22 protein-coding genes are annotated in these 24,295 nt (G+C 72.8%); 9 read left to right on the top strand and 13 right to left on the bottom strand.

What is annotated here, in order from left to right; all coding sequences use genetic code 11:
• The first annotated feature begins 34 nt into the window (after positions 1–34).
• Both KME80_RS13740 and KME80_RS13735 read left to right on the top strand, forming a co-directional pair.
• A complete protein-coding gene (locus tag KME80_RS13740; RefSeq protein WP_308125745.1) occupies positions 35–676 on the top strand; it encodes an aggregation-promoting factor C-terminal-like domain-containing protein in 642 nt (213 codons plus the stop codon).
• A 70-nt stretch (positions 677–746) separates the two neighbouring features.
• Positions 747–2,744 (top strand): glycosyltransferase family 2 protein, encoded by a 1,998-nt coding sequence (locus tag KME80_RS13735; protein ID WP_219504987.1) that lies wholly within the window; start codon positions 747–749, stop codon positions 2,742–2,744.
• Here KME80_RS13735 and KME80_RS13730 read toward each other — a convergent pair.
• Genes KME80_RS13730 through KME80_RS13710 form a run of 5 tightly spaced genes read right to left on the bottom strand, consistent with a single transcriptional unit; the run spans position 2,729 to position 8,848 of the window.
• The gene (locus tag KME80_RS13730) at positions 2,729–3,886 is read right to left on the bottom strand and encodes an alpha/beta hydrolase family protein (protein WP_219504985.1); all 1,158 of its coding nucleotides are present in this window, start codon (positions 3,884–3,886) and stop codon (positions 2,729–2,731) included. The two genes, KME80_RS13735 and KME80_RS13730, sit on opposite strands and share 16 nt — an antisense overlap.
• Entirely contained in the window at positions 3,883–4,881 is a 999-nt protein-coding gene (locus KME80_RS13725) for an alpha/beta fold hydrolase (protein ID WP_219504983.1), read from the bottom strand. The genes KME80_RS13730 and KME80_RS13725 overlap by 4 nt, the downstream gene beginning before the upstream one ends.
• The gene (locus KME80_RS13720; RefSeq protein ID WP_219504981.1) at positions 4,878–6,149 is read right to left on the bottom strand and encodes an MFS transporter; all 1,272 of its coding nucleotides are present in this window, start codon (positions 6,147–6,149) and stop codon (positions 4,878–4,880) included. Before KME80_RS13720 ends, KME80_RS13725 begins: the two co-directional genes overlap by 4 nt.
• Before the next feature lie 30 nt (positions 6,150–6,179).
• Entirely contained in the window at positions 6,180–8,102 is a 1,923-nt protein-coding gene (locus KME80_RS13715) for a helix-turn-helix domain-containing protein (protein WP_308125744.1), read from the bottom strand.
• On the bottom strand, positions 8,102–8,848 hold the full coding sequence (locus KME80_RS13710; RefSeq protein WP_219504979.1) for an SDR family oxidoreductase: 747 nt from the start codon (positions 8,846–8,848) through the stop codon (positions 8,102–8,104). The genes KME80_RS13715 and KME80_RS13710 overlap by 1 nt, the downstream gene beginning before the upstream one ends.
• A gap of 245 nt (positions 8,849–9,093) precedes the next feature.
• Between KME80_RS13710 and trpD the strand changes: the two genes are divergently transcribed.
• The 3 genes from trpD to KME80_RS13695 all read left to right on the top strand — a co-directional run bounded on the left by trpD (position 9,094) and on the right by KME80_RS13695 (position 11,018).
• On the top strand, positions 9,094–10,143 hold the full coding sequence (gene trpD, locus KME80_RS13705) for an anthranilate phosphoribosyltransferase (protein WP_219504977.1): 1,050 nt from the start codon (positions 9,094–9,096) through the stop codon (positions 10,141–10,143).
• A 61-nt stretch (positions 10,144–10,204) separates the two neighbouring features.
• Entirely contained in the window at positions 10,205–10,633 is a 429-nt protein-coding gene (locus tag KME80_RS13700; protein WP_219504975.1) for an Hsp20/alpha crystallin family protein, read from the top strand.
• A gap of 67 nt (positions 10,634–10,700) precedes the next feature.
• Complete coding sequence (locus KME80_RS13695) at positions 10,701–11,018, top strand: MerR family transcriptional regulator (RefSeq protein WP_219504974.1); 318 nt, start codon at positions 10,701–10,703, stop codon at positions 11,016–11,018.
• Here the strand turns inward: KME80_RS13695 and KME80_RS13690 are convergent.
• From KME80_RS13690 to KME80_RS13675, 4 genes are all read right to left on the bottom strand, one after another.
• Positions 11,015–12,403: a class II fumarate hydratase gene (locus KME80_RS13690; RefSeq protein WP_219504971.1), complete on the bottom strand. Its 1,389-nt coding sequence runs from the start codon at positions 12,401–12,403 to the stop codon at positions 11,015–11,017. The two genes, KME80_RS13695 and KME80_RS13690, sit on opposite strands and share 4 nt — an antisense overlap.
• A gap of 29 nt (positions 12,404–12,432) precedes the next feature.
• The gene (locus KME80_RS13685; protein WP_219504970.1) at positions 12,433–14,223 is read right to left on the bottom strand and encodes a serine/threonine-protein kinase; all 1,791 of its coding nucleotides are present in this window, start codon (positions 14,221–14,223) and stop codon (positions 12,433–12,435) included.
• A gap of 35 nt (positions 14,224–14,258) precedes the next feature.
• A complete protein-coding gene (locus KME80_RS13680) occupies positions 14,259–15,371 on the bottom strand; it encodes a serine/threonine-protein kinase (protein WP_219504968.1) in 1,113 nt (370 codons plus the stop codon).
• 70 nt (positions 15,372–15,441) lie between these two features.
• Positions 15,442–16,050: a superoxide dismutase gene (locus tag KME80_RS13675; RefSeq protein ID WP_219504966.1), complete on the bottom strand. Its 609-nt coding sequence runs from the start codon at positions 16,048–16,050 to the stop codon at positions 15,442–15,444.
• Between the two features lie 510 nt (positions 16,051–16,560).
• Here KME80_RS13675 and KME80_RS13670 point away from each other — a divergent pair.
• On the top strand, positions 16,561–16,749 hold the full coding sequence (locus tag KME80_RS13670) for a DUF5999 family protein (RefSeq protein ID WP_219504964.1): 189 nt from the start codon (positions 16,561–16,563) through the stop codon (positions 16,747–16,749).
• 34 nt (positions 16,750–16,783) lie between these two features.
• On the opposite strand, the gene KME80_RS13665 is transcribed toward KME80_RS13670, so the two are convergent.
• A complete protein-coding gene (locus tag KME80_RS13665; protein ID WP_219504962.1) occupies positions 16,784–18,436 on the bottom strand; it encodes a fumarate hydratase in 1,653 nt (550 codons plus the stop codon).
• On the bottom strand, positions 18,390–19,307 hold the full coding sequence (locus KME80_RS13660) for a DMT family transporter (RefSeq protein WP_219504960.1): 918 nt from the start codon (positions 19,305–19,307) through the stop codon (positions 18,390–18,392). The genes KME80_RS13665 and KME80_RS13660 overlap by 47 nt, the downstream gene beginning before the upstream one ends.
• A gap of 68 nt (positions 19,308–19,375) precedes the next feature.
• Between KME80_RS13660 and pdxR the strand changes: the two genes are divergently transcribed.
• Positions 19,376–20,740 carry a MocR-like pyridoxine biosynthesis transcription factor PdxR gene (gene pdxR, locus KME80_RS13655; RefSeq protein WP_219504958.1) on the top strand — a complete coding sequence of 455 codons (1,365 nt, stop codon included), beginning with the start codon at positions 19,376–19,378 and terminating at the stop codon, positions 20,738–20,740.
• Positions 20,741–20,762: 22 nt separating this feature from the next.
• Positions 20,763–21,719 (top strand): Gfo/Idh/MocA family protein, encoded by a 957-nt coding sequence (locus KME80_RS13650; RefSeq protein WP_219504956.1) that lies wholly within the window; start codon positions 20,763–20,765, stop codon positions 21,717–21,719.
• Here the strand turns inward: KME80_RS13650 and KME80_RS13645 are convergent.
• Together KME80_RS13645 and KME80_RS13640 are read right to left on the bottom strand one after the other, a co-directional pair.
• Positions 21,703–22,863 (bottom strand): MFS transporter, encoded by a 1,161-nt coding sequence (locus KME80_RS13645; RefSeq protein WP_219504955.1) that lies wholly within the window; start codon positions 22,861–22,863, stop codon positions 21,703–21,705. The two genes, KME80_RS13650 and KME80_RS13645, sit on opposite strands and share 17 nt — an antisense overlap.
• 44 nt (positions 22,864–22,907) lie before the next feature.
• Positions 22,908–23,549, bottom strand: coding sequence for a DUF998 domain-containing protein (locus tag KME80_RS13640; protein ID WP_219504954.1), 642 nt, complete (start codon positions 23,547–23,549; stop codon positions 22,908–22,910).
• A 98-nt stretch (positions 23,550–23,647) separates the two neighbouring features.
• On the opposite strand from KME80_RS13640, the gene KME80_RS13635 reads away from it, so the two are divergent.
• Positions 23,648–24,295 (top strand): DUF1707 SHOCT-like domain-containing protein, encoded by a 648-nt coding sequence (locus tag KME80_RS13635; RefSeq protein WP_219504953.1) that lies wholly within the window; start codon positions 23,648–23,650, stop codon positions 24,293–24,295.

The raw sequence follows: 24,295 nt of genomic DNA, 5'->3' as shown, positions 1-24,295 counted from the left end.
CAGCGTCCCCCGCTCGGCACGCCGACGCTCGCGGGTGACCCCCAAGCGAGTCGTGATCATCGGCCTCTCCGCCGTGATCGTCTTCGGCGGCGGCGGCTTCGTCGCCTACCGCGCCATCGAGAACGCCAGCGCCCCGCCGGCCGACCCGCTCTCGCTGGAGGACCTCGGCCGGATGGCCAGCGGCGACTTCTACTCGCCCGACCCCGAGGCCGACCAGCTCAAGGAGGCCGCGCTCCAGGCCCACAGGGCCAAGAAGCTCAAGGAGGGCCGGGCGGCCAACGACGACCCGCTCGACGTCATCGAGATCAAGAAGCAGGCGCCCGGCGGCGACGGCTTCCCGCCCGCCAACTTCCCGCCCGGCAGCGACCCCTCGCCCGGCAGCAACAAGGCCACGGCCAAGGCCATGCTGTCCTCGTTCGGCTTCGGCACCGACCAGTGGGGCTGCCTGGAGAACCTCTGGCAGAAGGAGAGCGGCTGGAACGAGCGGGCGATGAACCGCTACTCCGGCGCCTACGGCATCCCCCAGTCGCTGCCCGGCAGCAAGATGGCCAGCGCCGGCGCCGACTGGCAGACCAATGCCGCCACCCAGATCAAGTGGGGCCTCGGCTACATCAAGGGCCGCTACGGCACCCCTTGCGGCGCCTGGGGGCACTCGCAGGCCAGGGGATGGTATTAACAGGTCAGCATTCCTCCTGTAATCGGCAAGCCGTCAGGCCCCGCCGTGTATGACCGCGCACGCTGGCCGCATGGGTGTGAAGGTCAGTGTGATCGTCAATGTCCACAACCCGGGGGATTCCGCCGACGCGTGCATCCGCTCCACACTGGAGCAGACGCTGCCGCCGGACGCGTATGAAGTGATCTTCGTGGACGACGGGTCCACGGACGGCATCGCCGAACGGCTCGACACCGTCGCCGCCGTGCGCCGCAACGTGCGTGTGCTGCACCTGCCGCACACGGGCTCGCCCATGCGCGGCCGCAACGTCGGCATCGCCTCCGCCCGGGGCGACTACGTCTACCTGCTCGACCAGCACGACCGGCTGGAGCGGGACGCGCTGGAGCGCATGCACGAGCGGGCCGTCGAGACCGACGCCGACGTGCTGGTGGGCCGCCTGGTGCGCGACGGCGGGCCGCCGATGACCGCCTTCGGCCGCAGCAAGGCCCGCGCCGACATCCTGCGCGACCGGCTGCTCACCCTGCTCACCCCGCACAAGCTCTACCGCCGCGCCTTCCTGGAGGAGCACGAGCTCGGCTTCGCCGTCCCCGGCGGGGCCATCGCCGAGCAGGCGTTCGCCGTCCGCTGCTACCTCCAGGCCAAGGTCATCGCCGTCCTCGCCGAACAGGTCTGCTGCCACCTCGGCGAACGCCCGCCCGCCCCCGAGGAGCCGCGCGCCGCCGTCCGCGAGCTGCGCGCCCTGCTGCGCGACATCGACGCGTACGTGGGCGAGGGCCGGCAGCGGGACCGCATGTACGCGTTCTGGTTCCGCTCGGCGGTGCTGCGGCCGTTCCTGTCGTCGGCGTTCGCCGGGTCGTCCACCGACCGGGGCGCCTACTTCCGCATGATCCAGGAGCTGGTGGCCGAACGGTTCCCGGACCGGCTCGACCGCTACCTGCCCGTCCAGCTCAGGGCCGTGGCCGCGCTGATCCGCGCCGGCCGGCTCGACCAGCTCGTCATGCTGGCCAACTCCACCCGGCGGGCCGGGCTGAGCGCCGGGCTGACCGAGGTGCGCTGGGACGCCCAGGTGCTCGTGCTCGGCCTGGAGGTCGAGGTGCTGAGCGGCGACGGCAAGCCCGAGCGCTTCCGCGTCGACGACGATCGCCTGCACTGGCGGCCGCCCAGGGCCGTCGACCCCAAGCTGCTCCCGCAGAGCGTCACCGACGTCAGCGAATCCGTCGAACGTGCCCGCATCGAGGTCTACCTGCGGCACGCCGAGTCCGGCGACGTGCACTTCCTGCCGGTGGCCTACCAGGTCGAACGGGTGCCTGACGGCCGCAAGCACGCCCGGGTGCGCATCGTCGGCGAGGCCAGGGTCGACGTGACCGCGGCCGCGCAGGGCGAGCCGCTCAGGCCCGGCCAGTGGGAGGTGCACGTGCGCATGTTCGGCGGCGCCCACCAGGCGAGGAGCCGGGTCGGGCGGCCGGAGGGCCCGCTCAACTGCCTCGGCGTGCTGGCCCAGCGGCCCAGGATGCGGCTCGTGGTGCCCTGCTGGACCGACGCGGGCGAGTTCGGCCTGGCCGTGGAGCCGCGCACGTTCACCGAGTCGATCGCGCTGGTGTCGCCGGGCGTGGAGACCAAGCTGGTCGGCGAGAGCCTGTTCGTGGTGCTGCCCGTGCCGTACCTGCCGCCGAGCGGCGGGCCGCCGCTGGAGCTGGTGCTGCGCGGCACCGGCCGCAGGCCGCGCGAGGTGTCGGCGCCCGCGCTGGCCGAGGCCGGGGTGCCCGGCAAGATCGCCGGGCAGCTCGTGGCCAAGCTGCCGATCAAGCGCAGGATGCCGGGCCGCGACGAGCTCGGGACCGGCGTGTGGCTGCCGGTGCTGCGGGGCCCGGAGGAGGAGGTCGGGCTCCGGTTCGCGCTGGAGGTGCGCAAGGGCCGGGTCACCGTGCACCCGGCCACCGCCGCCGACCCGAAGCGGCGCTCCCCGATGGGCCGCGACACCCGGCTGCACCGGCTGGGCCGGCGGCTGCCCGGCGCGCGGCACATGGTGCGGCTGGCCCGCGCGCACAAGCACCGCTACCTGCGGGACTGAACCCACGCCTCCAGCTCGGCGAACGACTCGCGGAACACCGGCAGCATCGGCGTCAGCCTGCCGGGGTGGGCGTCGACCAGGCCGTCGAGATGGTTGCCGCCCTCCACCCGGTGATAGCGGAAGGGGCGGTGCGGCCCGACCATCTCGGCGTACACGTCGGAGGAGCGCGAGATCGGCAGCAGCGAGTCGAGCGTGCCGTGGATGGTGATCAGCGGCTTGGTGATCCTGCCGGTCAGCGCGATCCTGGCCACCGCCGCGTACGGCCTGCGCTCGGCGTAGTCGTAGTCGGCCGGGGCGCCCTCGTAGGACGGGTCCAGCTCACGCTGGTAGAGCTGCTGGGTGAGCTCCCAGTAGTGCTGCCGGTGGAACGGCCACAGGAACTCCGAGCCCGCCGCGAACCCGGCCCGCCGCACGCCCTCCGGGTCCGGGTACGCCTTCAGCGCCTCCGGCAGGTAGCCGAGCAGGTTGTCGCCCTTGAGCCGCCAGAGCGTGCCCTCCCAGTCGAGGCCGCCGTCGTAGAGGTGACCGCGGTTCTCCAGCTGCCACCTGACCAGGTAGCCGCCGTTGGAGATCCCGGCCATGAACGTGCGGGCCGGCTTCCTGCCGTAGCGCTGCCTGACGACGGCCTTGGTGGCGAGCGTGAGCTGGGTGACGCGCTCGTTCCACTCGGCGATCGCGTCGCCGGGGCGGCGGCCGTCGGTGTGGAAGTCCAGGCCGGTGTTGCCCTTGTCCGTGGCGGCGAACGCGTAGCCCTTGGCCAGCACCCAGTCGGAGATCGTGAAGTCGTTGGCGTACTGCTCCCGGTTGCCCGGCGTGCCGGTGACGACCAGGCCGCCGTTCCAGTCGTCGGGCAGCCGGATGACGAACTGGGAGTCGTGGTTCCAGCCGTGCGTGGCGTTGGTGGTGGAGGTGTCGGGGAAGTAGCCGTCGATCTGGACGCCGGGCACGCCGGTGGGGTTGACCGTGGCGGCCGGGTGCAGTCCGGCCCAGTCGGCGGGGTCGGTGTGGCCGCTGGCGACCGTGCCGGCGGTGGTGAGGTCGTCGAGCCGGGCGGTGACGACGTGCTCGGCGCCCGGCACGGTCAGCCCGCCGGGGCCGCCGGGCACGAGCAGGCTCGCCACGAGCGACATGGCCACGATCATCGTGCCTCCTCGAGGTGCGCGGCCAGCAGCCGGTCGAAGTCGGCGGGCCGCTCCAGGTGCGGGCTGTGGCCGCAGTCGTCCAGCACGACCTCCCGGTAGCGGCCGTAGCGTTCCAGCACCGCCCGGGTCTGGGCGACCATCGGCTGGGCGGGCGTGCCGGGGGAGCCGGGCACCACGCCCAGCGCCCCGAGGTGGGCCAGGTCGTACAGGGAGGTGTCGGAGACGATCAGGTCGTCGGCGCCCCTGATCCACAGGATGGGCGGCCTGGGCTCGACCTGCGGCAGGCCGTCGAGCCGGAAGTGGGTGGGGGCCAGGGCGTTGAGCACGCCGTGCTTGCCGGGCGCGACGTGCGGCCAGGCCGCCGAGGTGGCGGGGTCGCCCGGGTAGTTGGCCTCGCCGACGCGGGTGGTGAGCATGGCCCGTACGTAGAAGTCCTCGTCGGGCACCGGGTGCTTGACGTAGGTGGCGCGGAAGACCGAGCGGGGCGAGGCGGGCGACTCGTCCGACAGGTCGCCGGCCTTCAGCCGGGTGACGAAGTCGGGGTTCGCGGCGCCGGCTCCGGCGCCCGCGCCGTCGGGGTGCGTGAGCGTGCCGTCGGGGCCGTGCGTGCCGCCCCAGCCGTACGGGGACACCGGGTTCACCAGCGTGACGCTCCTGACCAGGGCCGGGTGGTCGAGCAGGAGTTGCAGCACGACGCCGCCGCCCATGCTCCAGCCGACCAGGTGGAGCGCGGTCAGGCCGAGGGCTTCGGCCAGCTCCGCCAGGTCGTCGGAGAAGTCGCGGACGCCGCGCGTGGCGTCGACCGGCTCCGGGTCGCTCTCGCCGAAGCCGCGCAGGTCCACCGCGAGCGGGCGGAAGCCGCCGGGCAGCGCGGCCATGCTGTCGCGCCAGAACGCGCCGGAGGAGACGTTGCCGTGCACGAACAGTACCGGCTCGCCGGTGCGGCCCTCGACGGTCCTGACGTGCTGGGTGAGCCTCGGCGTGGTGATCTTCACGCGCGGATCCTCTCTGCCAGGTCGCGGCCCTGGGTCTCCTTGGCGGCGTAGACGGCGGCCAGGGTGAGCGCCGACGCGAGCGCCAGGTAGGCGGAGATCGGCAGGCTGCTGCCGAACTCCCGCAGGAGCTGGACCGCGATGATCGGGGCCAGCGCGCCGGCGACGATCGCCGAGAGCTGCGCGCCGATCGACACGCCGGTGTAGCGCATCCTCGTCCCGAACAGCTCCGAGAAGAAGGCCGCCTGCGGGCCGTACATCATGCCGTGGAACAGCAGCCCCACCGTCACGGCCAGCGTGATCGCCAGGAAGTTGCCCGTGTCGATCAGCGGGAAGAACGCGAAGATCCACAGTCCGACGCCCGCGGCGCCCGCCAGGTAGATCGGGCGGCGGCCGAACCGGTCCGACAGCGCCCCCCACAGCGGGATCGTCACGAAGTGGATCGCCGAGGCGATCAGCACCGCGCCGAGCACGGTCGAGTTGTCCAGACCGGTCGTCTTGGCGTAGGTGATGACGAACACCGTGATCAGGTAGAAGGAGATGTTCTCCGCCATCCGGGCGCCGATCGCGATGATCACGTCCCGCCAGTGGTGCCGCAGCACGCCCACGATCGGCGGCGCCTTCTCCGGGGCGGCCTGCTGGAACACCGGCGACTCGGTGATCGTCAGCCGGATCCAGAGCCCGATCAGCACCAGCACGCCCGACAGCAGGAACGGCACCCGCCAGCCCCACGCCAGGAACGCCTCGTCCGACTGGAACGCCGCCAGCGCGGCCAGCACGCCGGTGGCCAGCAGGTTGCCGCCCGGCGCGCCCGCCTGCGGCCAGGACGCCCAGAAGCCGCGCCGCTTCGCGTCGCCGTGCTCGGAGACGATCAGCACCGCGCCGCCCCACTCGCCGCCCAGCGCGAACCCCTGCACCAGGCGCAGCCCGGTCAGCAGCAGCGGCGCCGCCGCGCCGATGCCCGTGTACGTGGGCAGGCAGCCGATCAGGAACGTGGCGACGCCCATCATGAGCAGGCTGACCACGAGCAGCGTCTTGCGGCCGACGCGGTCGCCGAAGTGGCCGAACACCAGCCCGCCGAGCGGGCGGGCGACGAAGCCGACGGCGTAGGTGAGGAACGCCAGCAGCGTCCCGGTGAGCGGATCGGACTCGGGGAAGAAGAGCTGGTTGAACACGAGTGCGGCTGCCGAGCCGTACAGGAAGAAGTCGTACCACTCGATGGTGGTGCCGATCAGGCTCGCGCCGACGATCTTCTTGATGGAAGTGGCCATGCCGTCACGCTAGGGAGTGACCCGCGTCACTCATATGGTCGCGGGCCCCACACTCTGGCTGGAGGGTGTGTGGCCGAGCCGGTGCAGGCGGAGGGCGAGCTGGATCTCCAGGGCGCGCTCCGGCTCCTGCCAGCCGTCGCCGAGCAGCTTGGCGACCCGGTCCAGCCGCTGGGTGACGGTGTTGACGTGGATGTGCATGGTCTCGGCCGTGCGTGACGGCGACATGCCGGAGCCGAAGTACGCGGCCAGGGTGGCGGCCAGCGCCGTGCCCCGGCGGGCGTCGTACTCGATGACGGGGCCGAGCGCGCCCGCCACGAAGCCGGGCACGTCCCTGCCCTCGCCGATGAGCAGCCCGACGAACCCGAGCTCGCCGGCGCTCGCGCCGTCACCGGCGCGCCCGAGCGCGACGAGCGCGTCCGCGCACCGCCGCGCCTCCCGGTAGGCCCGCGCGACCCCGACGGGGCCGGTCTCCGGAGCGGAGGCGCCCGCGGTCGCGGGGGTGCCGAGCGAGGCCGACAGGTCGCCGGCGGTGCGCTGGGCCAGCGCGCCGGGGTCGCGGCCGGGCAGCAGCAGCACGACCTCGCCCGGCCGGGCGGCGGCCAGCCCGTGGCGCTGAGCGGCCTGCGAGGAGGCCCAGAACGCGGCACGCTCGCGCTGCCCGTCGTGCCGGGCGACGACCACGACGTGCGGGGCCGTCAGGTCGATGCCGAGCCGCCTGGCCCGGTCGGCCAGCCCGGGGGAGCCGGGCCTGGAGATCAGGTCGTCGAGCAGCTCGCCGCGCACCCGGCCCTCGGCCTCGGCGACGCTGCGCCGGAACAGCAGCAGCAGCGCGCACACCAGCGCGGCCCGCTCCAGGATGCGCTCGTCGGCGTCGTCGCTGCGCAGCACCAGCGTGCACAGCGGCTCGCCGCCGACGTCCACCGACGCGATGCACAGGTCGCCCCGCCGCACGGTGCGGCCCAGCGCCCGCGACGCCTGCGCCGCCTCCAGCACCCCCGGGTCCACCCCGCCGGGCGCGTCCGCGTCCGGCCCGGCAGCCCGTACGGGATCGGTCAGGCCGACGACGTGGCCGGTGAGCGGGCGGCCGAGGTCGTCGAGCACGGCCAGCGAGCCGCCGAGCACGTCGGTGACGACGGCGGCCACGTCCTCGATGCCGCCGCCGCGCAGCACCAGCGACGTCATGCGGTCGTGCGCCGTGGCGGCCCGCTCCACCGCCTCCGCGTGCGCCCGCGCGGTGCGGTGCGCCTGGGAGAGCTCCTCCAGCGCGTTCCTGGTCTCCTGCAGCAGCCTGGCGTTGTCGATCGCGACGGCGGCGTGCGCGGCCAGGCTGGCCAGCAGCGACACCTCCTCCTGGTGGAACGGCCTGGCGCTGCGGTTGGCCGCCATCAGCACGCCGATCACCCGCTGGCCCAGCCGCAGCGGCACGCCCAGGATCGCGACCAGCCCCTCCTCCTGGACGGCCTCGTCGATGTCGTCCTTGTGCCGGAACCGGGCGTCGGCGAAGTAGTCGGCGGTCGAGTACGGCACCGCCGTCTGCGCCACCAGCCCGCCCAGCCCGGCCCCCATCGCCAGCCGCAGCGACCGGAACTTGGCCGAGATCGACCCGTCGGTCACCCGCATGTACGTGTCGCCGCGGTCCGGGTCGTGCAGCGTGAGGTAGGCGGTGTCGGTGGCCAGGAGCTGCCTGGCCCGGTGCACGATCGCCTCCAGCACCGCGTCGAGGTCGCGCAGCGCGGCCAGGTCGCCGGCCGTGTCGTAGAGCGCCGACAGCTCGGCCTCGCGCCGGGCCCGGCGCCTGAGCAGGGCGCGCACGCGCAGCGCCTCGACCTTGGCGCGTTCGAGCTCCTCGATCGCCGCCGGGTCGGCGCCCGCGGCCCGCGCCTCGATGACCGGGCCTTCGAACTCGACCGCCGACGCCTCCCTGGCCAGCAGTTCGAGGAACCGCCTGACCACTACCGCGCCGTCCAGCCGCCGTCGACCGGCAGCGACACGCCGGTGATGAACGACCCGGCCGGCCCGCACAGGTAGGCGACCAGCTCGGCGACCTCCTCCGGCTCGATCAGCCGCTTGATCGCCGCCGGCCTGAGCATGATGTCCTCGACGACCTCGTCCGCCGCGATGCCGTGCGCGCGCGCCTGGTCGGCGATCTGGCCCTCGACCAGCCCGGTCCGCACGTACGCCGGGCACACGCAGGTGGAGGTCACCCCGTGCGGCGCCCCTTCGAGCGCCAGCGTCTTGCTGAACCCCTCCAGCGCGTGCTTCGCGGTCGTATAGGCCACCTTGTACGGGGAGGCGCGCAGCCCGTGGACCGACGAGATGTTGACGATCCGCCCCCAGCCCCGTGCGTACATGCCCGGCAGCACCCGGCGGGCGATCAGGAACGGCGCCTCCACCATCACCCGCATCATGGCGGCGAACACGTCGGGCGGGAACTCCTCGATCGGCGCCACGTGCTGGAACCCCGCGTTGTTCACCACGATGTCGACCGGCTCATCGGGCAGCGCGCCGGCGAACCCCGGCTCGGCCAGGTCGGCCTGCACGGCCAGCCCGCCCACCTCGGCCGCGACCTCGCGCGCCAGGTCGCCCCGCCGGTCGACGACCAGCACCCGGGCCCCGCCCGCGGCCAGCCGCCGGGCGCACGCCGCGCCGATCCCGCCCCCGGCCCCCGTCACGAGCGCAGTGCGCCCCGTCAGCTCCATGCCTTCGACCCTAGGCGGTCGCGGCTCCGGCACGCATGGGCTGGGACGACATACCTGACCGCTTCCCTATGTGGTCCGGCGCACCTGATAGCCTGTCGGCGTGATCGCGTATCCGTCCCAGTGGTGGCCCGCCTCCTAGGCGGTCCCACCAGCGCATACGCATCCCTGGCCGCCTCGACGAGGCGGCCCGCCGGGAGCTCCCGCGACGCCCTGTCGAGCTCCCCGACACACGAAAGGGCGTCCTCATGACCGTCACCTGGTCCGCACTGCTCACCACGCTTCTCGGCGGCAGCTCCCTGTCGGCGCGCGAGGCGGCCTGGGCCATGTCGCAGATCATGTCCGGCAGGGCCACCGACGCGCAGATCGCCGCCTTCGCCGTCGCGCTGCGCGCCAAGGGGGAGACGGTCGAGGAGGTGGCCGGCCTGGCCGACGGGCTGCTCGCCGGCTCGTCCGCGATCAGGATCCCCGGCGACACGGTCGACCTCGTCGGCACCGGCGGCGACCGCGCCAACACCGTGAACGTGTCCACCATGGCCGCCGTCGTCGCCGCCGCGGCCGGCGCCAAGGTGGTCAAGCACGGCGGCCGGGCCTCGTCCTCCACCACCGGCGCGGCCGACGTGCTGGAGGAGCTCGGCGTGGTCGTCGACCTGCCGCCGGCGGCCGTGGCGCGGGTGGCCGAGGAGGCGGGCATCACGTTCTGCTTCTCCGCGACCTTCCATCCGGCGCTCAGACACGCCTCGCGGGCCCGCCGGGAGCTGGGCGTGCCCACGGTGTTCAACTTCCTGGGGCCGCTGACGAACCCGGCGCTGCCCGCCGCCCAGGCCGTCGGCGTGTTCCATCCGCGCATGGCGCCGGTGATCGCGGGCGTGCTGGCCGAGCGCGGCGGGTCCTCGCTGGTCTTCCGGGGTGACGACGGGCTCGACGAGCTCACCACGTCCGGGCCGTCGTCGGTCTGGGTGGTGCGGCGCGGCACGGTCACGCCCACCTCCTTCGACCCGGCCGAGCTGGGCATCCCGCGCGCCACGCCCGACGAGCTGCGCGGCGGCGACGCCCGGCACAACGCCGCTGTCGCCCGCGCCGTGTTCGCCGGGACGCCGGGGCCGGTGCGCGACATCGTGCTGCTCAACGCCGCCGCCGCGCTGGTGGCCGCCGACGGCGCGCCCCCGGCCGAGGGGCTCACCCAGGCCCTGGAGGGCGCGTACAAGCGGGCCGCCGACGCCGTCGACTCAGGTGCCGCTGCGGATCTGCTCGCCCGCTGGTCAGCGGCCACCCGGGCACTTGCTTCCAACTCGTAATGGAGTTAACCTGCAACTGTAGTTGGAGGTTACAGCCACTCCGAGTTTCAAGGAGGTTCGGATGCTGCTCACGTCGATCGACCCGTTCTTCCAGGAGTTCGAGCGCCAGTTCAACCGCCTGGCCCGCCAGACCTTCGACGACGGAGCCGCGATGGCCATGGACGGGCTCCGCCGCGACGACGACGTCATCCTGCGCTTCGACCTGCCCGGCGTCGAGCCCGGCTCGATCGAGGTGACCGTCGACCGCGGCGTCCTGAGCGTCAGCGCGCGCCGCGAGGAGGAGATCGGCGAAGGCGAGCGGCTGTTCGTCCGCGAGCGCCCGATGGGCACCTTCACCAGGCGCGTCTACCTGTCGGAACACCTCGACAGCGAGCGCATCGACGCGGGTTACGACAACGGCGTCCTCACCGTCCGCATCCCCGTCCTCGAACGCGCCAGACCGCGCAAGGTGGAGATCCAGCGGACCACGCCCAAGGCCATCAACGCCTGACACCGGCGACCGGGGCGGGCGCCACCGTCCGCCCCGCCCGCCCCCGTCCGAAAGCGAGAGAGGCCGCATGCCCCAACTCCCCTTCGACAACGAGCACGCCCCGCTCTACTCGCTCGGGCAGGTGGCCGAGATGCTCCAGGTCCAGCCGGCCTACCTGCGCCGGCTGGACCGCCACGACGTCATCAGCCCCGGCCGGTCCAACGGCGGCCAGCGCCGCTACTCACGCCACGACATCCTGGCCGTCCAGCACGTCACCCGCATGGTCGACGAAGGCATGACGCTCATCGCCATCCGCCGCATCCTGGAGCTCGAACGCGAGCTCGCCCAGGTGCGCGACGAACTCGACCAGGCCCGCGCCCGGCTGGCCGAGCTCGACCGGCCCTAGCCGGGCCGCGTCATCGACAGCACGTCCAGCAGGCCGTCGAGCTGCTCCTCCGTCAGCGTGCCGTTCGCGACATGGCCACGCTCGATCACCACCTCGCGGATCGTCTTGCGCTCCCGGAGAGCCTGCTTGGCGATCTTGGCGGCCTCCTCGTAACCGACATGCCGGTTGAGCGGCGTCACGATCGACGGCGACGACTCCGCGTACTCCCGCAGCCTGTCGACGTTGGCCGTGATGCCCATGACGCACCGGTCGGCCAGCAGCCGCGACACGTTCGCCAGCAGCCGGATCGACTCCAGGATGTTGCGGGCGATCAGCGGGAGCTGCACGTTCAGCTCGAAACTGCCCGACGCGCCCGCGAACGTGATCGCCGCGTCATTGCCGATCACCTGCGCCGCCACCATCGCCGTGGCCTCCGGGATGACCGGATTGACCTTGCCCGGCATGATCGACGAACCCGGCTGCAGATCCGGCAGGTTGATCTCACCCAGCCCCGCCCGCGGCCCCGACCCCATCCAGCGCAGATCGTTGGCGATCTTGTTCAGGGAGACGGCCACCACCTTGAGCTGGCCCGACAGCTCCACGACCGAATCCTGCGCGCTCTGCGCCTCGAAATGGTCCATCGCCTCACGGAACCCGATCCCCGTCGCCTCACGCAGCCGCGCGATCGCCAGCTCCGCGAACCCCGGCGGCGTGTTGATCCCCGTGCCGACCGCCGTGCCGCCCAGCGGAAGCTCCAGCAGATGGCCCAGCGCCGCCTTCACCCGCACCGCGCCGTGCTCCACCTGCGTCGCGTAACCGCCGAACTCCTGGCCCAGCGTCACCGGCGTCGCGTCCATCAAATGCGTGCGGCCCGACTTCACCGCATCCTGGAACTGCAGCTCCTTCGTCCGCAGCGCCGTCGCCAGATGCTCCAGCGAGGGCAGCAGATGGTAGGTCACCTCCGTCGCCGCCGCCACGTGGATCGACGTGGGGAAGACGTCGTTCGACGACTGCGAGGCGTTCACGTGGTCGTTCGGATGCACCGGGCGGCCCAGCCGCTCCTCCGCCAAGGAGGCGATCACCTCGTTCGCGTTCATGTTGGACGAGGTGCCGGAACCCGTCTGGAAGACGTCGATCGGGAAATGCTCGTCGTGCTCGTTCTCCGCCACGTCGGCCGCCGCCTGCGCGATCGCCTCCGCCAGATCCTTGTCGATCACGCCCAGCTCGCCGTTGACCTCCGCGGCCACGGCCTTGATCAGGCCGAGCGCGGCGATGTGGGACGGCTCCAGCGTCCGGCCCGAGATCGGGAAGTTCTCCACCGCTCGCTGGGTCTGCGCGCGCCACCTGGCGCCCGCCGGGACGCGCACCTCGCCCATCGAGTCACGTTCGATACGGTACTCGCTCATGCCTCCCAGTCTGGCTCACGGCCAGGCGATCAGCTCTGAAGCAGGGCCACGATCAGGATGGCGATCACCACGGCCGCGGCGGCGGCGACGCCCATGAGCATGAGCATGCCCTTGCGGTTGCCGCTCGCGGGCTCGTCGGGGCCGGCGATGGCGAACAGGTCGGTGCCCAGGCCGTGGGAGTCGGGGCGCTCCGGCTGCTGGGGCCCCGGCGGGTACGGGCCCTGCTGGGGCTGCCCGGGAGCGGGCTGCTGGGGGCGCTGCTGCTGCGGGGTCGGCGGGTACACCTGGAGGCCCGGCGCGCTCGGCAGCTGGATGCGCGTCGTGACGATGGTGCTCTCGTCCCCGGCCTTGCCCACGGGCCCGGGCCGCCCGGCGCCCTGAGGCCCAGGCCCTTGAGGTCCCTGCGCCTGCGGTCCACGGCCCTGAGGCCCTTGCGGTCCGGCCGCCTGCGGTCCGGTTCCCTGTGGTCCGGGGCCGTGAGGGGCGGGCGCCTGGGGTCCCGGCCCTTGGGGGCCGTTCGCTCGGGGTCCCGGTCCGTGGGGGCCCTGTCCCTGCGGGCCGGGCGCGTGGGGTCCCGGTCCCTGCGGTCCCGGTCCCTGGGGGCCTGGGGCGTACGGGCCCTGAGGGGTCGGAGGCTGAGGGGACGGAGGCTGGGGGGCGTGCCCGGGCCCGCCGTGCGGGGGCGTGCCCTGCGCCGGGCGGCCCTGCGGGGGCGACTGCGGCGCGGGCGGCGTCCGGGGAGGGGCGGGCTGGGGGAAGGGGCTCTTGGGCCGCTGCAGGCTGACCGTCCTGTCGGAGTCGGCCACCGCGCCGGGCCCGCCGAGCTGTACGGGCGCCGCCGCGCCGGGCGCGAACGCCGAGCCGACCTCGCTGCTCGCCGGCGTCCCCGCGCCCGGCCCGGGTGTGGCAGGGGGTACGGGCTGGGGGCGGGAAGCGGGCTGGGACAAGGGGGACTCCTGGTTGAGGGCCTCGCCGGTGATGGCCGGCATCTCGCTCGTCGGCGTGTCGGCCACCATGCGCAGCATGGTCTCGGCCTTGGCGGCGTTGAGCCGTTGCTTGTAGTTCTTGTGCAGGAGCCCGTCGAGCACCGGGCGGAGCTGGCCGGCCTGGGTGGGCGGGTCGGCGCTCTCGCTGAGCAGCGCCGCCAGCGTCTCGGCGATCGTGGAGCGTTCGTAGGCGGGCCGGCCCTCGACGGCGAAGTAGAGCGTGGCCCCCAGGGACCAGATGTCGGACTCGGGCCCGGTGTATTCGCCTCTGGCACGTTCCGGGGCGGTGTAGCCGGGGGAGCCGATCACCATGCCGGTCCGGGTGAGCCGGGAGTCGCCCTCGGCCTTGGCGATGCCGAAGTCGGTGAGGACGACGCGGCCGCTCTCGGTGATGAGCACGTTGCCGGGTTTGACGTCGCGGTGGGTGATGCCCTGGGCGTGCGCGGCGCGCAGCGCGCCGAGGAGGTCGACGCCGATCTCGGCGACGAGCCGGGGCGGCAGCGGGCCTTCCTCGTCGATGACCTGCTCCAGGGAGCGGGCCTCGATGAGCTCCATGATGATCCACGGGCTGTTGTCGTGGACGAGCACGTCGTGGATGGCGGCGACGGCCGGGTGGCTGATGCGGGCGGCGATGCGCCCTTCGCGGACCATGCGTTCGCGCAGCTCGGCGCGTTGCTCCTCGGTGAGCCCGGGATCCTGGCGGATCTCCTTGACCGCCACTTCCCGGCCGAGGGCGCGGTCGCGGGCACGCCACACGGTGCCCATGGTGCCCCGGCCGAGGGGCGAGATGAGCTCGTAACGCTCCGCTAGCAGGCGCGTCTGCTGTTCCGGCATGAGAAGAAGATATCGATTCTCGCTTGGGAAGTGCTTTAACCTCGCTTGCGAAGTTCTCTTGGCCAGAACCGCCGAGGAAGGAACAACTTTATCACCGTCGATTTCAAGCGGGCATAAGCCGACGGGGCGGGCCTGGCTTCCCCTCTTTTTCTGTGAACTCCCTCACCCGGCTTGCGTTCCTGCCGCTGGACGGGCACGCTCACGGTCGCCGAGGAGGTGACGTCGGCCCGGTGGAGCCCGCGGTGCGCGGGCCGGCGTGGGAAAGACGGCGCGTGGAGCGCCATGGCCGGGCGCGGGGCCTTGCGCGGGGTCAGCGGCTCCTCGGCGGAGCCGCCCGCCGCCACGCGGGCGAGCATGAGGGAGGCGCGCACCGAGTCGAGCCGGGTGTGCGGGTTGATGCGCAGCAGCGCGTCGAGCACCGGGGCGAGCGGCCCGGCCTTGGCCATCGGGATGGGCTCGCCGCTGGTCAGCGCGGCCAGCGCCGCGGCTGCCGTACGGCGTCCGTGGAGGCCGCGGCCCTCGACGGCGGTGTAGAGGGTCGCGCCGAGCGACCACAGGTCGGCGGCGGGGCTGGCCTTGGCGCCGAGCACGCGCTCTGGAGCGATGTAGCCGGCGGAGCCGAGCACGATGCCGGCCTGGGTGATGGAGACGTCGCCTTCGAGGGCCGCCAGGCCGAAGTCGGTGAGCACGGCGCGGTCCTCGGTCACCAGCACGTTGCTGGGCTTGACGTCGCGGTGCAGGATGCCCTTGGCGTGCACGGCGCGCAGCGCGCCGAGGATCTGGCGGCCGATCTCGGCGGCGTGGCGCGGCTGGAGCGGTCCCTCCTCCTGGATGAGCTGCTCCAGGGACTTGGCCCGGAGCAGCTCCATCACGATCCACGGCCGGTCGTCCTCGGTGACCACGTCGAAGACGGTGATGACCGACGGGTGGGCGACCATGGCGGTGGCCCGGCCCTCGCGTTCGGTGCGCGCGCACAGCTCGGCGCGCAGCTCCTCGTCGAGCACGGTCGGAAGGCGCACTTCCTTGACCGCGACCTCGCGGTTGAGCAGCTCGTCATGTGCCCGCCACACGGTGCCCATGCCGCCGCGTCCGACCGGTTCGACGAGCCGGTAGCGCGCGGCGAGGAGGTAACCGGAGGGCGCACGCATGCCTGGCAGCTTACCTATTTGTGTAAACCGACCAGTAGAGGCGTGGCCGATAATTTGTTGCGAATCCAAGTCAACCGGTCTGACCGGTGACGTCAGCAAAGCGGGCGGCCACATCCTCCCAGTTGATCAGGCCCCAGAGCTTCTCGACATAGTCCGGGCGCACGTTGCGATACTGCAGGTAGTAGGCGTGCTCCCAGGCGTCGAAGACGAGCAGCGGCGTGGTGTTCATGCCGACGTTCCCGTGGTGGTCGTACACCTGTTCGACGACCAGTCGCCGGCCGAGCGGTTCCCAGGCCAGCACGCCCCAGCCGGAGCCCTGCACGGACGCGGTGGCGGTGGTGAGCTGCTTCTGGAACGCCTCGAACGTGCCGAAGTGCTCGTCGATGGCGTCGCGGAGCGGCCCGTCGGGGCGGTCGCCGCCGTCGGGGGAGAGGTTCTGCCAGAAGATCGAGTGCAGTACGTGCCCGGACAGGTTGAACGCGAACGTCTTCTCCAGCCCGACCAGGCCGCCGAACTCGCCCTTGTCGCGGGCCTCGGCCAGCCGCTCCAGCGTGTCGTTGGCGCCCTTGACGTAGGCGGCGTGGTGCTTGGCGTGGTGCAGCTCCAGGATCTCGCCGGTGATGGCGGGCTCCAGCGCCGCGTAGTCGTAGGGCATGTCCGGAAGGGTGTAGTCGCCCATGAGTCCTCCTTCGGTGGTGATCACGACACTATTGCAAAGGATTCGCAGTTGCATCAGCCTTGCGACCTAGGACTCAAGTCGGGCAGCATGGGAGGGCAGTTCGGTCCTGTCCGGGCGGGCGGCTCGCCCCGCCCGCCCGGGTGACCGCACTCCGCTCCTCTTAGACACGCCGCCGGGTAACGGGCAGGCAGTGATTGCTGACGGGAACTCTGGGGACGCGTCAGCAAGTTGTAAGGCTGTGGTAAGGGCACGCAGGCATGCTGGATCTATCGGGCAGGAAGGCACATAAGGAGGCCGAATCTGTCGGTGCCGATCGTCACAATGAAGGCATCAGCCCGAAGCTCGACAGCAACTGACAACCGATCGAGGGACGTGGTGAAGATGCGCCAGATCCAGGTTCGCCGCCGGCCCCGCAGGCCGAGCGGGGCCTCGCTGGACCTTCGCACGCCGTCCGGGCGCCAGCTGCCCTACTGAGATCAGAACCCAGGAGCGCCATCTGAGAGGTGCACGATGTGCAGTCACGTCCCCACTTGTCCGAGTTTCGATTCCCCCGACCGTGAAGCCGCGCACGTGATCTCGGCCCACCCCGACCAGGGCTGGAGCCTGCTCTGCAACGGTGTCGTCCTGTTCGAGGACACCGGCCTGCTGCTGCCCGACGGCAGCGTCGTGGCGCCGCATCGGGTGCCGGTGGCGGCCTGACCGCGCTGCCCGGCACCCTGGGACGTCAGGCGGCTCAGCGCCGCCCGATGCTCAGCACCGGCCCGGTGCGGTCGGTGAAGAAGTCGTCGCCCTTGTCGTCGACCACGATGAACGCCGGGAAGTCGACGACCTCGATCTTCCACACCGCTTCCATGCCGAGCTCGGGGTATTCGAGGACCTCGACCTTCTTGATGCAGTCCTGGGCCAGCCGCGCCGCCGGGCCGCCGATGGAGCCCAGGTAGAAGCCGCCGTACTGCTTGCACGCCTCGGTGACCTGCTTGGACCGGTTGCCCTTGGCGAGCATCACCATCGAGCCGCCGGCCGCCTGGAAGCGCTCGACGTAGGAGTCCATGCGCCCCGCGGTCGTCGGGCCGAACGACCCGGACGCGTAGCCCTCGGGCGTCTTGGCCGGGCCCGCGTAGTAGACCGCGTGGTCCTTCAGGTATTGCGGCATCTCGCCGCCGTTGTCGAGCAGCTCGCTGATCTTGGCGTGCGCGATGTCGCGGGCGACCACGAGGGGGCCGGTGAGCGACAGCCGCGTCTTGACCGGATATTTCGTGAGCTCGGCGAGGATCTCGGGCATCGGGCGGTTGAGGTCGATGGAGACGACGTCGTCCGACAGGTGCTCGTCGGTCGTCTCGGGCAGGAACCGCGCCGGGTCGGTCTCCAGCTTCTCCAGGAACACGCCCTCCGGCGTGATCTTGGCCAGGGCCTGCCGGTCGGCCGAGCACGACACCGCGATCGCCACCGGGCAGGACGCGCCGTGCCGGGGCAGCCGGATCACCCGCACGTCGTGGCAGAAGTACTTGCCGCCGAACTGCGCGCCGATGCCCAGCTTCTGCGTCAGCTCGAAGACCTTCGCCTCCAGCTCCAGGTCGCGGAAGCCGTGGCCGGACGCCGACCCCTCGGTGGGGATCGAGTCGAGGTAGCGGGCGCTGGCGTACTTGGCGGTCTTGAGCGCGTACTCGGCGGACGTGCCGCCGACGACGACCGCGAGATGGTACGGAGGGCACGCGGCGGTGCCGAGCGAGCGGATCTTCTCCTCCAGGAAGGCCATCATCCGCTTCTCGTTGAGCACCGCCTTCGTCTCCTGGTAGAGGAAGGACTTGTTGGCCGAGCCGCCGCCCTTGGCCATGAACAGCAGCTTGTACTCGTCCGGGTGGCCGTGCGGGTCCTCGGCGTAGAGCTCGATCTGCGCGGGCAGGTTGCTGCCGGTGTTCTTCTCCTCCCACATGGTCAGCGGGGCCATCTGGGAGTAACGCAGGTTGAGCCGCGTGTAGGCGTCGTAGACGCCGCGCGAGATGTGCTCGGCGTCGGCCCCGTCGGTCAGCACATGGCGTCCGCGCTTGCCCATGACGATCGCGGTGCCGGTGTCCTGGCACATGGGCAGCACGCCGCCGGCCGAGATGGAGGCGTTCTTCAGCAGGTCGAGCGCGACGAACCGGTCGTTGCCGCTGGACTCGGGGTCATCGACGATCTTGCGGAGCTGGGCGAGGTGCGACGGCCGCAGGAAGTGCGAGATGTCGTGGATCGCCGTCTCGGTGAGCAGCCGCAGCGCTTCGGGCTCCACTTCGAGGAAGGTCCGCCCGGCCGCTTCGATCTTCTTCACCCCATCCGACGTGATCAGCCGATATTCCGTGTCATCGGCGCCCAGGGGAAGCAGATCGGTGTAGTCGAAGTCCGGCATGGTCAGTAGGGTACGCGCTCTCCCGCGCCGTCCGCCGCGCGGTGGTCAGGCCGATGAGGATGCCGACGATGACCAGCCCGGCGCCGAGCAGGTCGTAGCGGGACGGCGTGGCGATGCTCAGCACCAGACCGGTGCTGATGGCCCCCACCGGGATCAGCCCGGCGAACAGCCCGGCCCGCCCCGGCCCGAGCTTCGGCAGCGAGGTGTACCAGAGCAGGAACGCCCCCACGGTCACCACGACCGCCAGGTAGCCGAAGCCCAGCGCCTCGGCGAGCGTCGGCATCCGGAGCATCCCCGTGCCTTCCCGGACGAACCCGGTCACGGCCAGCAGGGGCACGGCCAGGACCGTCGAGTACGTGGACACCCGGATGGCCCCCAGCTTCGGCAGCAGCGGCAGCGCCAGCAGGGAGAAGCCCACCTCTCCCACCAGGGCGACGAGCGCCCACAGCAGGCCGGGCAGGTTGCCGCTGCCGAGCCCGGTGGCGAGCGTGGCCCCGGCGACGACCACCACGGAGCCGGCCAGCAGGCGCGGCGCGGGCCGGCCGCCGGCGATGGCCAGCGCGAGCGGCACGGTGCCGAGCACGGTGCCGACCAGGGCCGGGCCCGCCACGCGGGTGGACTCGATGACGGCCACGTTGAAGATCACCAGCCCGACCGTGGTGAGCGCGCCGAGGAGCAGCCACTCGCGGCCCGTCAGCCGGACGAACCGCAGCTTCATCACCCGCGTCACCGCGACCAGGACGGCGGCCGCGAGCAGATAGCGCACGGCCTGCCCGCCGTACACGGGATAGGCGTTGACCAGCCCGGACACCCCGGCCAGTGTCCCGACGAGGAACATGGCGGCTGTGGCCCCGGCGACTCCGTTTCTCATGTACGGCATGCTAGGAAGCCAATGGTCTCCGCAAATAGTCCAAAGAGCCGAGGTAAAACAGGACCATTATGGCCGACCTTCATATCGCGATAAATCGCGGCAAGGGGGCGATCGCTGGGCAGATCGCCTCCGAGGTGCGCGACTCCATCCGGCTCGGCAGGCTGACCCCCGGCACCCGCCTGCCCGCCTCCCGCGACCTGGCCGCCGACCTGGGCGTCTCCCGGGGCGTGGTGGTCGAGGCGTACGAGCAGCTCGTCGCCGAGGGCTTCCTGATCTCCCGCGTCGGCTCCGGCACCCAGGTCGCCCCGGCCGCCGCCCGCGCCCCCAGCCCCACGCCGCCCCGGTCAGGGCCGCGCGCCCCCTACTACGGCCACCGCCCCACCTCCCCGGAGCTCGGCCACTTCCCGCGCGAACGCTGGCTGGCCGCCGTCCGGCACGTCCTGGCCACCGTGCCCGCCGACGCCCTCGACTACGGCGACCCCGGCGGCGTCCCCGAGCTCCGCGAGGAGCTGGCCGGCTACCTGCGCCGGGTGCGGGCCGCCGACGTGCGCGCCGAGAACCTGGTCATCGTCGGCGGCGTCGCCCAGGGCCTCAGCCTGATCCTGCACGTGCTCACCCCCGCCGGGCTGGCCGTCGAGGACCCCAGCAGCCACCGGCAGGCGCCCCTGCTGCGCCGCGCCGGGGCCGAGCTGGTGCCCGTCCCGGTGGACGAGGACGGACTCGACGTCGCCGCCCTGCGGACCCGCCGGGCCGACTCGGTGCTGGTCACGCCGGCCCACCAGTTCCCGACCGGGGTGGTGCTCTCACCCGCGCGGCGGGCCGCCCTGCTGGAGTGGGCGCGCGAGGGCGACCGGACGATCCTGGAGGACGACTACGACGCCGAGTTCCGCTTCGACCGCGACCCCGTCGGCTGCCTCCAGGGGCTCGCGCCCGACAGGGTGATCCTGTCCGGCAGCGTCAGCAAGGCGCTGGCGCCCGGCCTGCGCCTGGGCTGGGTGGCCGCCCCCGCCCACCTCGCCGACGCCGTCCGCCGCGCCCGGGGCGAGCTCGACCTGGGCTCCCCGGTCATCGAGCAGTACGCGCTGGCGCATTTCCTGCGCACCGGCGGCTACGACAAGCACCTGCGCCGCATGCGCCGCGAGTATCACCGCCGCCGCGACGCGCTGGTCCAGGCGCTGGCCGAGCACGTGCCCGGCGTCCGGGTGCGCGGCATCGAGGCCGGGCTGCACGCCTACCTGGACCTGCCCGACGGCTGGGACGAGGACGAGGTGGTGGAGGCGGCGCTGGAGCTGGGGCTCTCGGCCGAGGCCGTCGCGCCGATGCGCTCGTCCGCCGGTCCGCCGGCCGTCGTGATCGGCTTCGCCCGGGTGCCCGCCCGCAGGGCCGCGGAGGCCGTACGCGGACTGAAGGTCAGAATGTCTGGACAGGACTAGGGCGCTCGCCTAGAAAGAAGCCATGCGCGTGGGACTGCTCGGGCTGGGCCGCATCGGCGCCTTCCACGCGGCCACGCTGGCCGCGCATCCGCTGGTGGACGACCTGGTCGTGGCCGACCCGGTGCGCACCTCGCCGCACGGCAGGCCCGGCGACCCGTTCGAGGCCGACGCCGTGGTGATCGCCACGCCCACCGGCACGCACGCCGCGCTGCTGCGCGAGGCCTGCCGGCGCGGCGTCCCGGCCTTCTGCGAGAAGCCCGTCGCCGCCGGCGTCAAGGAGACCGCCGAGGTGCTGGAGGCGGCCCGCGGCCACCGGGTGCAGATCGGCTTCCAGCGCCGCTTCGACGCCGGTTACGCCGCCGCCCGGGCCGCGCTGCGCGCCGGCGAGCTGGGGGAGCTGCACCGGGTGCACCTGATCACCGCCGACCCCGCCCCGCCGCCCGCCGCCTACATCCCGCAGTCCGGCGGCATCTACCGCGACTGCCACATCCACGACTTCGACATCCTGCGCTGGGTGACCGGCCGCGAGGTCGTCTCCGTGTACGCGACCGGCGCGAACCGGGGGGCCGCCTTCTTCGCCGAGGCCGGCGACGTCGACACCAGCGCCGCGCTGCTCACCCTCGACGACGGCACGCTGGCCACCGTGCAGGGCTCGCGCTACAACGGCGCCGGGTACGACGTCCGCATGGAACTCGCGGGCACCCGGGGGACCCGCGCCGTCGGCCTGGGCCCGCGCGCCCCGCTGTCGTCGGCCGAGGGGCTGCAGCCGCACGGCGAGCCGTGGCCCGACTTCGTCACCCGCTTCGCCGACGCCTACGCGGCCGAGCTCGACGCGTTCCTGCGCGGCGCCCCCGGCCTGTGCCCGATCGAGGACGCACTGGAAGCCCTGTACGTCGCCGAGGCCGCCGAGCTGTCACGCCGCGAACGCCGCCCGGTCGAGGTCGCCGAGGTGCGCGAACCGGTTACGCCCCGGCCCTGACCCGAGGCGCGAACCCGCGCGCCAGGACGATGATCGCGGCGGCCAGCACGAGCGGGGCGGCGAACGCGACCCGCATGTCGGCGGCCTCGGCGATCGCCCCCACCAGCGCCGAGCCGACGATGAACCCCACGTAGTTGAACAGGTTGACCAGGGCGATCGCGTTGCCGGTGCCCGCCGGGTCGAGCTTGCCCGCCGCCGAGAACGACTGCGGCGCCACCACCGACAGCCCCACGCCCGTCAGCCCGAACGCCACCACGGCCAGCGGCTGGCTGGGCGCCGCCACGATGCCCAGGAAGCCCAGCGTGGCGATCGCGCCGCCGAGCCTGACGATGCCCGCCGAGCCGTAACGCCTGACGGCCAGGTCGCCCGCGAGCCGCACCAGCAGCGTGGTCGCCTGGTAGGCGGCGTAGGCCAGCGGGATCACCCGGGCGTCGGCGGCCAGCGTGTCCTGCATGAAGACCGTGGAGAAGTTCGACACCGCCGCGTCGCCCACGTACAGGAAGGCCATCGCCAGGCAGAGCGGGAGGAGCGGCCGGAACGGGACGCGACCGCCTGCCGTGGCCGTCTCCGGGACGGCCCGCTCCTCGGCCGCCGTGTAGAGCTTCGGCCCCGCGACCAGGGAGCCCGCGACGGCCACGGCCATCGGGATCGCCATGGTCGCCTCCAGCGGCAGCCCGTCGCCCACCGCCGACACCCACAGCGCCCCGGCCAGGCTCAGCACGCTCCACAGGCAGTGGAAACCGTTGAGCACGGCCCGGCCGTAGCGGCGCTCGACCGCGACGCCCTGCATGTTCATGCCCGCGTCGACCGCGCCGACCGCCACCCCGAACAGCAGCAGCGCCGGCACCAGCAGCGGCACGCCCGGCGCGAGCCCGGCCAGCACGACGGCGGCGGCCACCAGCGGCTGGGCCACGCGCAGCAGCGCCTTGCTGCCCAGCCGGGCCGCGATCGAGCCGGCCGCCACGCTGCCGACCCCGGCGAAGACCGGCACGATGAGCAGCAGCACCGTCAGCGCCCCCGTGTCGAGCCGGTGCTTGTCCTGGAGGTGGGCCACCTGGGTGAGCAACGTGGCGAAGGAGAGCCCCTGCACGGCGTAGACGGCGAACGTGGCGAGGCGGGCTTGGCGATCACGCGGGGACGGCACGGCGGCCTCCTGATGGGGGGAATCAAACGTGAGGCGGGGTCAGGTTAGCCCGCCGACGTCTCCTCCACCAGGCCCACCGGCTTGCCCGCCGCCCACACCCCGAGCGCCGTCAGCGCGATCACCTCGATCGCGGCCAGACACCGCTCGACCAGGCCCAGCGGCATCACCTGCCACCACGCCAGACCGCTGCGCGCCCCCACCATCACCACCGCGCCCATGCCCAGCACCCACAGCACCGCCACGATCCCGAACGCGAACGCCGCCAGCGCCGCCCGATGCCGCTCCGCCCGCCACGGCCTGGCGATGATCAACGCCGCCAGCGGCAGGCTCAGAAACGCGATCACGCTGCCCGCCCGATGGATGCTGCCGCTCAGCGACGGCCCCACCGACCAGTCGTGCTTCGGGAACCACGCGGTCACCAGCAGCCCGGCACTCCAGGCCAGCAACGCCACCGTGCCCACCACCCCCGCCAGCCGCCGCCGCGCCAGCGACACGCCGATCGCCGCCGACCCCACCGCCAGCAGCGCGACCCCCAGCCCGAACAGCCACCCCCGCTCACCCAGGCCGTGCTCGCTGATCGTGCGCCGGAACGGGTCCATCTCGCCCAGCGCGGCCAGATCCAGGCCCACGATCAACGCCGTCCCCGCGCCCACCGCGCCCAATCCCCAGCGTGCCGACCGATGCACGAACACCCCTCCCGACGCCTGCCTGTCCGGCTCAACGGCCGCAATCTCAGGGAGATTCCGGGGTCCGCTCCCGCGGAGCGCCGGATATTGTCAGAACTGTGAACGAACGCCCCGGGTCCTGGTTGCCGCGCCTGCAAGAAGTCGGTGAGCGCCTGGCCGAGGAGTGGGTGTCCGCCCGCCGTCCGGCCCAGGAAGGCGCGCCCCAGCCCCACGAGCTGCGCGCCTCCGACGCCGACCGCGAACGCATCGCCCAGGTGCTCCAGGAGGCCCACGCCGACGGCCGGATCACGCTGGAGGAGCTCGAAGAGCGCCTCACCACCCTCTACGCGGCCCGCACGCTCGGGGAGCTCGCCCAGCTCACCGGCGACCTGCTGCCCGCCGACCAGCAGCCGCTCAACCTCGACGGCCGGCCCGTCTCCGCCGTCTTCAAGAAGCAGGAACGCGGCGGCCGGTGGGTGGTGCCCGCCGAGCTGTCGGTCACCGCCATGTTCGGCACCACCAAGCTCGACCTGCGCGACGCGATCCTGCAGAACCGGCGCATCGTCATCAACGCCACCCTCGTCTTCGGCGGGCTGGAGATCCACGTGCCCGAAGACCTGGAGGTCATCCGCGTCACCAAGGACAAGACCGTCAGGCTCACCAAGCAGCCCACCGAGCCTGGCGCCCCCGTCGTCGAGGTGCGCACCAGCAACTTCGCCGGCGAGGTCAAGGTCAAGGAGCCGCCCCGCCGCAAGCGCCGCCGCTGA

Source organism: Nonomuraea ceibae, assembly GCF_019396325.1.
Taxonomy (GTDB): Bacteria; Actinomycetota; Actinomycetes; order Streptosporangiales; family Streptosporangiaceae; genus Nonomuraea; species Nonomuraea ceibae.
The sequence above is the reverse complement of the archived record's forward strand: the minus strand, read 5'-3'. Positions and strand labels throughout refer to the sequence as shown.